This window comes from Acinetobacter bereziniae LMG 1003 = CIP 70.12, assembly GCF_000368925.1.
In the GTDB taxonomy this organism is placed as follows: domain Bacteria; phylum Pseudomonadota; class Gammaproteobacteria; order Pseudomonadales; family Moraxellaceae; genus Acinetobacter; species Acinetobacter bereziniae.
The window spans coordinates 188,104-196,632 of the sequence record NZ_KB849756.1; the positions used below are offsets into that span (position 1 = coordinate 188,104).

At 36.5% G+C, this 8,529-nt stretch carries 8 protein-coding genes, 2 pseudogenes and 1 riboswitch; of the genes and pseudogenes, 4 read left to right on the forward strand and 6 right to left on the reverse strand.

Going from position 1 to position 8,529, the window contains the following annotated elements; genetic code table 11:
- Positions 1–64: 64 nt before the first annotated feature.
- On the reverse strand, positions 65–1,786 hold the full coding sequence (locus tag F938_RS11020; protein WP_005031816.1) for a glutamine--tRNA ligase/YqeY domain fusion protein: 1,722 nt from the start codon (positions 1,784–1,786) through the stop codon (positions 65–67).
- A 167-nt stretch (positions 1,787–1,953) separates the two neighbouring features.
- On the opposite strand from F938_RS11020, the gene F938_RS11025 reads away from it, so the two are divergent.
- Complete coding sequence (locus tag F938_RS11025) at positions 1,954–2,463, forward strand: peptidylprolyl isomerase (protein ID WP_004830577.1); 510 nt, start codon at positions 1,954–1,956, stop codon at positions 2,461–2,463.
- Between the two features lie 98 nt (positions 2,464–2,561).
- Positions 2,562–3,281: a UDP-2,3-diacylglucosamine diphosphatase gene (locus F938_RS11030; protein WP_004830576.1), complete on the forward strand. Its 720-nt coding sequence runs from the start codon at positions 2,562–2,564 to the stop codon at positions 3,279–3,281.
- A 40-nt stretch (positions 3,282–3,321) separates the two neighbouring features.
- On the opposite strand, the gene F938_RS11035 is transcribed toward F938_RS11030, so the two are convergent.
- Positions 3,322–3,588: a hypothetical protein gene (locus F938_RS11035; RefSeq protein ID WP_004830575.1), complete on the reverse strand. Its 267-nt coding sequence runs from the start codon at positions 3,586–3,588 to the stop codon at positions 3,322–3,324.
- Between the two features lie 303 nt (positions 3,589–3,891).
- On the opposite strand from F938_RS11035, the gene nfsB reads away from it, so the two are divergent.
- Positions 3,892–4,545, forward strand: coding sequence for an oxygen-insensitive NAD(P)H nitroreductase (gene nfsB, locus F938_RS11040; protein ID WP_005031818.1), 654 nt, complete (start codon positions 3,892–3,894; stop codon positions 4,543–4,545).
- 91 nt (positions 4,546–4,636) lie between these two features.
- Here nfsB and F938_RS11045 read toward each other — a convergent pair whose 3' ends face one another.
- The 4 genes and pseudogenes from F938_RS11045 to F938_RS11060 all read right to left on the reverse strand — a co-directional run.
- Entirely contained in the window at positions 4,637–5,881 is a 1,245-nt protein-coding gene (locus F938_RS11045; RefSeq protein WP_004830572.1) for a D-amino acid dehydrogenase, read from the reverse strand.
- A gap of 172 nt (positions 5,882–6,053) precedes the next feature.
- Positions 6,054–6,142, reverse strand: a riboswitch (glycine riboswitch).
- Positions 6,143–6,214: 72 nt separating this feature from the next.
- Positions 6,215–6,703 (reverse strand): hypothetical protein, encoded by a 489-nt coding sequence (locus tag F938_RS11050; protein ID WP_005031821.1) that lies wholly within the window; start codon positions 6,701–6,703, stop codon positions 6,215–6,217.
- 120 nt (positions 6,704–6,823) lie between these two features.
- Positions 6,824–7,480: an Imm19 family immunity protein gene (locus F938_RS11055; protein ID WP_005031823.1), complete on the reverse strand. Its 657-nt coding sequence runs from the start codon at positions 7,478–7,480 to the stop codon at positions 6,824–6,826.
- Between the two features lie 20 nt (positions 7,481–7,500).
- Positions 7,501–7,905, reverse strand: a pseudogene (locus tag F938_RS11060) (FAD-dependent oxidoreductase); the annotation flags it as partial.
- Positions 7,906–7,976: 71 nt separating this feature from the next.
- Between F938_RS11060 and F938_RS23815 the strand changes: the two are divergent.
- Positions 7,977–8,529, forward strand: a pseudogene (locus tag F938_RS23815) (IS3-like element ISAba14 family transposase); the annotation flags it as partial.

The following is an 8,529-nucleotide window of genomic DNA, read 5'->3' on the forward strand; positions in this document are numbered from 1 at the left end:
ACATAAAAAAACCTAGCCGAAGCTAGGTTTTAAATCGAGAATGATTGAATGCTCAACGCAATCATTATTTACCCGGCTTAAAGCTGTCTTTCAAATCCAGAATACGGTTAAACACAGGTTTTTCAGCTGCATGGTCATATTGATCTGCAACAAAATAACCTTCTCGTTCAAATTGGAAACGATCTTCTGGTTTTGCTTGAGCCAAAGCAGGTTCAACCACTGCTTGTACGATTTTTAAAGATTCAGGATTTAAAAACTTCAAGAAATCATCATCAGCATCAGGCGCAGCTTCTGTAAATAAACGATCATAAATACGCACTTCGGCAGGTATCCCTTGAGTTGCAGAGACCCAATGAATAACGCCTTTTACTTTACGACCTTCTGGATTTTTACCTAAAGTTTCAGGGTCAATTGAACATTTCAGCTCAACAACTTCACCATTTTCATCTTTAATCACTTCGTCACATTTGATCACATAGGCATGACGTAAACGAACTTCACCATCTGGAACCAAACGTTTAAAGCCTTTTGGTGGCACTTCTTCAAAATCTTTACGATCAATATAGATTTCTGTGCTTAAAGGAATAATGCGATCACCCATATCAACATTTGGATGGCGTGCATGATTGAGTTCCATATCCGCAGGTAAATTGGTTAATGTCACTTTCAAAGGATTTAATACAGCCATACCACGCGCTGCTGTATTTTCAATCGACTGACGAATACAGAACTCCAGCATTGCCACATCAACAATACCATCCGTTTTAGACACACCAACACGCTTACAGAAATCACGTAAACCTTCAGGAGTAAATCCACGACGACGCATGCCCACAACAGTTGGCATACGTGGGTCATTCCAACCATTAACATAATTGCCTTCAACCAACTTACGTAATTTGCGCTTAGACGTAATGGTGTAATCTACGTTTAAACGGCTAGACTCATACTGACGTGGCACAGCTTTAGAATGAACTTTTTCAACAATCCAATCGTAGAATGGACGGTGATCTTGGAACTCCAATGTACATAAAGAGTGTGTAATGCCTTCTATCGCGTCTGACAATGGATGCGCATAGTCATACATTGGGTACATTTTCCATTTATCACCTGTTTGATGATGTTCTGAATGAAGTACACGATATAAAATTGGATCACGCATATGCACATTTGGAGATGTCATATCAATCTTGGCACGCAATACTGCTTCGCCTTCAGCAAATTCACCATTATTCATTTTTTCAAAACGAACAAGATTCTCTTCAACAGAAGTATCACGATAAGGTGAGTTTTTACCTGGCTCTACGAAATTACCACGATTAATTCTAATTTCTTCAGGGCTTTGCAAATCTACATAAGCATCACCTTGTTTGATTAACTGGATTGCCCAAGCATGCAATTGGTCAAAATAGCTTGATGCATATCGTGGTTCACCATTCCATTCAAAGCCCAACCACTTTACATCGTTGGCAATTCCGTCGACATATTCTTGTTCTTCAGCATCTGGATTAGTGTCATCAAAACGTAAGTTACATAAACCTTCATATTCTTCGGCAATACCGAAATTCAAGCAAATCGCTTTAACATGACCGATATGCAAATAACCATTTGGCTCAGGTGGAAAACGAGTCACGACTTGTTGTGTACGACCTGTTGATAGATCATCAGTAATCACTTGACGTACGAAATCTAAGCCCGGTTGTTGTTCTTGCTGCGCATTATCGACAGGGCTGGCATTATTTGTCGGGCTTTTCGGCAGTTCTGAAACAACATCATTTGGCTTCATAGTTGATAAATCACTTCTAAAAGTTAAAATTGAATATAGAAAATGCGATTTTATCCTTTTTAACAAAAGAATTTCACATTTTTACTTGCTATGTAGTTTACAGTTTGCTTATGCTTCTCTCAACCAAAAACCCATGACATTTTTCGTCATGATTAGGAGATTATAGAATGAGTTTTCCTCAAGTCGAATTAAACACCAACAAAGGACGTATTGTTCTTGAACTTAACTCTGAAAAAGCACCAAAAACTGTTGCTAACTTTTTAGAATATGTTCGTGATGGTTTTTATGATGGCGTAATCTTCCATCGTGTTATTGACGGTTTTATGATCCAAGGCGGTGGCATGGATGAAAACTTCAAAGAAAAAACAACGCGTGATTCAATTGAAAATGAAGCTGACAACGGTTTGAGCAATGACGAAGGTACGATTGCGATGGCACGTACACAAGCACCTCACTCTGCTTCTGCACAATTCTTTATCAACGTAAAAAATAACTCTTTCCTTAACCATACAGGTAAAACTGCACAAGGTTGGGGTTATGCCGTATTTGGTAAAGTGACTGAAGGTATGGATGTTGTTGAAGCAATTAAAGGTGTTCGTACTGGCAACCGTGGTTACCACGCTGACGTTCCGCTTGAAAATGTGGTTATCGAATCTGCAAAAATCATTGCTGAATAATAAATAAATCCTAGGCTTTGTTCTTTGATTAAAGAACAACAATGCAGCTTGTCCTGTCATAAGGTGCTGCTGAGTAGGATAATTTTATAGGAAAAAAAGTGACCTATCTGTTTATCGCTGATTTACATTTGTCACCAGAACACCCTCGACTGGTTCGAGGGTTTTTTGATTTATTGGATCAATATAAAACTCAAAATACTCAATTATTTATTCTGGGTGACTGGTTTAATGCTTGGATTGGAGACGATTATACTGCACCATGGCTAGATGAAGTTGTTCAACATTTACAACAATTTAACCAAGCAGGTAATCAAATTTACTTTCAAGTCGGCAATCGTGATTTTGCTTTAGGGCAAGCATTTCTTGATCAATTCAATGGCAAACTGCTGCCTGATATTTACATACTGACAATCGCGCAAACACATTTTCGTTTAGAACATGGCGATGCCTTATGTACTGATGATGTTGCTTATCAAAGATTTAAGAAAGTCATTCGTAATCCTCTTGTATTAAAAATCTTAAAAAGTACACCACTAAACTTTAGACAAAAACTTGCCAATGGTTTTCGTAAACGAAGTCGTGAATCTCAGCAAAATAAATCTTATGAAATTATGGATGTCAATTCAAAAGCTGTAGAACAGGCTTTAGAAAATACGGATATCTTGATTCATGGACATACCCATCGTCCTGCAATCCACGATGTAAAGAATAAACCTCGAATTGTTCTTGGCGATTGGCGTGAAAAGACCTCAGAAGCCATGATTTTAGAGGTAGATGAAACTGGAAAATGGCAATTTATAAAATGGCGAATCCGTTAAAATCTATATAACCTTGCATCTTATTTTTCAATAAAACACTTTATTTTTCAGTATTAATCATATTTTCGATAAAATTTTGAATATTTTTTAAATTTACCTTGTCAATCACAACTAAATTTTCTTCAAAAAAATAATTATATTCACTTAAATTATCTTTAATCGTTTGCTCTAGACGAACAGGATCATAAAAAGTAAAAAAATAACTTTTCCCTGAAATATCAATCATTAATAGTAACCAACCTTTCTTTTCATATTCCCATTCGTAATCATGAAAATCTTGCGGTAAATGAATATAATATGCCGTCATGTTTCCCTCTCCAGCTTTTAATTATTATCTTGTTATACAATCACTTTATAGCGATTTAATATTTATTTCAAACGAGCATTTCAAGCTTTTTATCTTTCCCTATTTTGCATATTTATGGCACAAAACTTTATAATTCATGACAATTCTATTTGTTATAAATTCACATCATAAGAATATAGTAAATTCGATTTTCAAATATTTCAAATCGCTCATAATTTTCATGTTTATTTACGATTTTAACATTCACTTTTAGGTGTTTTAGCATAGAATATATCGATAATTTACGATATATGAGATAATTTCATGGATCTATTGACGGTAGCAAAAACACGTTATACCACCAAGGCTTATGATGCGACAAAGAAAATTCCTCAAGAACAATTCGAGCGTTTAGTTGAAATCTTACGTTTAACACCTTCTTCAATTAATATTCAGCCATGGCATTTCTTTATTGCAGATCATGATGAGGCTAAACAACGCATTGCAAAAGCCCTTGTTGGTAAATATGCCTATAACGCACCCAAAGTATTAGATTCATCGCATACCATTTTATTTTGTACCAAAGCAGATATAAGCGAACAGCATCTGGCAGATTTGTTACAACAAGATGATCTTAGTGGGCGCTTTAAAGATGAAAAAGCCAAGCAAGGACAAAAAGAAAGCCGTTCAGGCTATGTTTCTTATTATCGAAATGAAAAAGGAGACATTCAGCGCTGGGCTGAAAATCAAACCTTTATTGCACTTGGGCAAATGCTTTTAGCCGCAGGGATTGAAGGCATAGATGCTACCCCGATTGGTGGTTTTGATGAAGCAATTTTAACTGAAGAATTGGGTTTAACTGAAAAGAATTTAATTCCTTCTGTCATTATGACACTCGGTTATCGCAGTGATGTCGATTTCAACGCTAAATTGCCCAAATCTCGTTTAGCTCAAAAAGATGTGATTACTCATCTTTAAAATAGAATACGTAGATTTGCAAAGAGCGACTTATATCCGCTCTTTGCAATTAAGCATATCAATGCTTTCTTTAGTTTTATAATGCTTATCTTTATAAAGGATGTGAGCTTGCAACTTCTTGACTGATCATTACAGCAGTTGCAGCAGATAATGTCCAACCCAAATGCCCATGCCCTGTATTATAGAATACGCGTTCACGTTTACCTCGTTTTACCACAGGCATCATATTTGGCATCATTGGACGTAACCCTGCCCAAGGCACGCAATGCTCTGTCGATATATCAAAATTTTTATTGACCCAATCTGTTAAAGGCTGAATACGATCAGAACGAATGTCACGGTTATAACCGTTGAATTCCGCAGTACCTGCAATACGTAGGCGATTCGCACCTAAACGAGACGTTACAATTTTTGCACTTTCATCGAGCAAACTGACCCAAGGTGCACCATTGATACTTTTTTCATCATTAAGCTGTACAGTGATTGAATAACCTTTTACAGGATAAACATTCACACGATCACCAAGTTGGTTGGCTAGTTGATAACTGCCGACTCCGCCACAAATCACAACTGCATCAGCACTCAATTGCTCAATAGCAACCGAATGACCTTCCATATTTTCAACGCTTGGGTGGTATTGAATATTAACGCCATTTGCTGTGTGCTCAACATTCACGACTTCCATGCCAAATAAATATTTTACCCCATATTTTTCAGTGGCTTTGGCGAGACCTGTCGTAAACTTATGAATATCACCTGTTGCATCACCTGGACAATAAAAACCACCGTAATATTCACCAGTTAAACTGGGTTCAATGGATTTAATTTCCTCATTGGTAACGGCATGACGCTCTAGACCACCTTTACATAACAATGCATTGACACTGGTTGCAACTTTATAATCATATTCAGAATGGTAGAAATGCAAAATTCCACGTTTTTCTAAATCAAAATCAATACCTTCTTGTTCAGCAATGCTAAACAATCTTTGACGTGCTAACAGCGCCATTCTAACCGTGTCTTGTGTATTAGTTTCATAATGTTTGATATTACCGAGGAATTCTACTAACCAAGCATATTTATGTAAGTCAAAAGAAGGATTGAGCAACAATGGTGCATCTTTTTTTGCCATCCATTTAATGCCCTTGAGTACCGTAGACTTTTGATTCCATACTTCTGCATTACACGCAGATAGTTGTCCACCATTGGCAAATGAGGTTTCCATAGCAGGAAATAAATGTTTATCAATAACAGTTACTTGATAACCTAATTGAGCAAGTTCGTAAGCTGAGGTTACACCTGTAATACCCGAACCAATTATGACCACATGACACATACACACACTCCTTTGAAATGTAATTCTTCTCATTACATTGTCAATGTATGCCCCATCTGTCATGTGTACCTGAGAGCTTCGATAAAAACCTAAACTATTTAGGTTTTACCTTCCCCTTCGGTGAGCCATTTCTTTTTTGTTTTCAATAGAATGACTTCTCTCCAGAGGTTTTACAATAATTACAGTCCTTTTGCCTGAGAGTTTCCGGGGTCGTTGCTCCTTCGGCGAGTCTACAAGAGACTTCTCTCCTGCAATCATCTTTCCTTTTATATAGCAATGTATATGCCATTTTGAATAAAATAGATACACTTTTGCGGTAATGAATCGTAAAAATTATTCTGCTTTACCAAACTCTGCTAAAAATTGCTGTTTATCCTCGTCCGTCAAGAATCTTAAAATATAAGCTTGAATACTGTTTTGTTCTAATTGTGCTGTTTGCTCAATTTTGGTTAATGCTACATCGAGTTCAGCCATATTTTCAGCGTATAAGTGCTCCAACCAAATAGCTTCATCAATATCTTGCTCAGTTAAAATCAACGCGACTCCACTTTCGGAAACCAATGCTTCACTGAGTTCTACACTCATATTGCATTGTGTATAATTCTCACCTGTCCAAGAATTGACCAACAATTGTATATGTGACGCATCTAGTTTTAATTCTACGTATAAATCAGTCGCAGAAAAATACATTATTCTTTCAAATTCTGACTCATAGGCATAAGCTGAAAAATTATCTAATAAATGTTGAATCTGACGATTCTGAGTATTCGCGATTACAGCTATACCATCTACAGCAAAACGTAAAACTTTTAACGCATTCATTTTCTACTCGATAATCTTGACTAGATTTGTTGATTAAATTTGTTGATTACATCTGATCTTATTCCACTTTACCCATTATCGGACTGTAAAGTCGATCAACTGTAGTCTGAAATTTAATCTTTAGATTGTATTTAACAGTTCATTTAACTTTTGGATATGTTCCATATCATCAGGGTGCTGTTGCAAATTACGTACACTATGATTTTGTTGATTACACACTCCAACCGCTTCATCTAGATAGAAATCATTTTGAATGATCAAGCCATTCACCACACAGCTGGCAATATATTCTTCATGATCTTGAAAAGATTTTATATTCGATAATCGCTTGGCAATCAGCTCTTTGACAACCTTTAACTGGTTCTGTTCAACAGCGAGCATCGGTAGCAACAATAAGAAATCTAAATCCGTCGATTGTAAGCGTTGAAACTCTTTCAAACTCAAAAACCATGCTTCAAAATGCCCACCAATATTGCCGATATACAGATCATTGAGAAAATAACGAATTTCCTCTGATGTAAATTGAATATCAACGTAGAGTTTAGAATGAATTGCTAAATGATAATGCCGCATTGCCCGATCAGTATGTTCAGGTAAAAAAGATCTGTACCATGTTTCAATCTCTTTGCTATAAAGGTCTAAGCCTGTCTTCTCCTCAATCGCTTCATCCAAATTTAATTCTTTTTCTTCATCAAAACCACGTAATAATGCAATAAACCAATGCCAAAAGTGTTGATTGCTGAATGTGATTTCGTGTTCCAAAATATGTTGACTCATTTGTTCTTTCTTAAATGTAATTAATTATTTACTGCATCATATCGAAACACGTTCAAATCATCGTATTCAATTTGTGGTGTTGTTCCTGAAATAATATCGGAGAGTAGTTTTGCTGAACCGCAAGACATGGTCCAACCCAATGTGCCATGTCCAGTATTGGTATATAGGTTTTGATACTTGGTTTTACCAACAATCGGCGTACCATCAGGCGTTGCAGGTCTTAAACCCGTCCAAAAATGTGCATCCGTAATATCACTGGCATTTGGAAATAATTGCTGGAGCACCATCAGCAAGGTATCTTCACGACTTGATTTTAAAGAGCGATCAAAACCATTAATTTCAGCCATTCCTCCAACTCGAATACGGTCATCAAAACGTGTTAAAGCAATTTTATAAGACTCATCTAAGATCGTGGAGATTAGAGATGGATCCGTAAATTTGAACAACTCCTATAAGTGATATTCTGCTCCTCAAATGATGTTATAAACATCAATATATGGAGTATTTTATGGCACGTAGACCAAGAAGAAATCATTCAAATGATTTTAAAGCTAAGGTAGCACTTGCTGCGATTAAAGCAGAAAAAACACTTGCTGAATTGAGTGCTGAGTTTGATGTTCATCAAAACCAAATTATTGACTGGAAAAATCAATTGATTTCAGCTTCCTCGCAAGCTTTCGATCAATCAAAAGCTCCAACAGAACCACCCATCGATCTAAAAAAACTACATGCAAAAATCGGTGAGCAGGCATTAGAAATTGATTTTTTAGAAGGTGTGTTGAAGAAACTGGGCCGCTTCAACCACAAAAGTTAATCGACGACTCACTTCAGATTTCAGTATCTAAGCAAGCTAAGCTGCTGAAAGTCTCCCGTGGTTGTTATTACTATCGCCCAAAACCTGTGAGTGCATCAGATCTGAAGCTGATGCGATGTATTGATGAATTACATATGCAATATCCTTTTGCAGGCAGTCGTATGATGCGTGATTTGTTGAATCGTCAAGGACATCATATAGGACGACGTCATACACGTACTTTAATGAAGAAAAT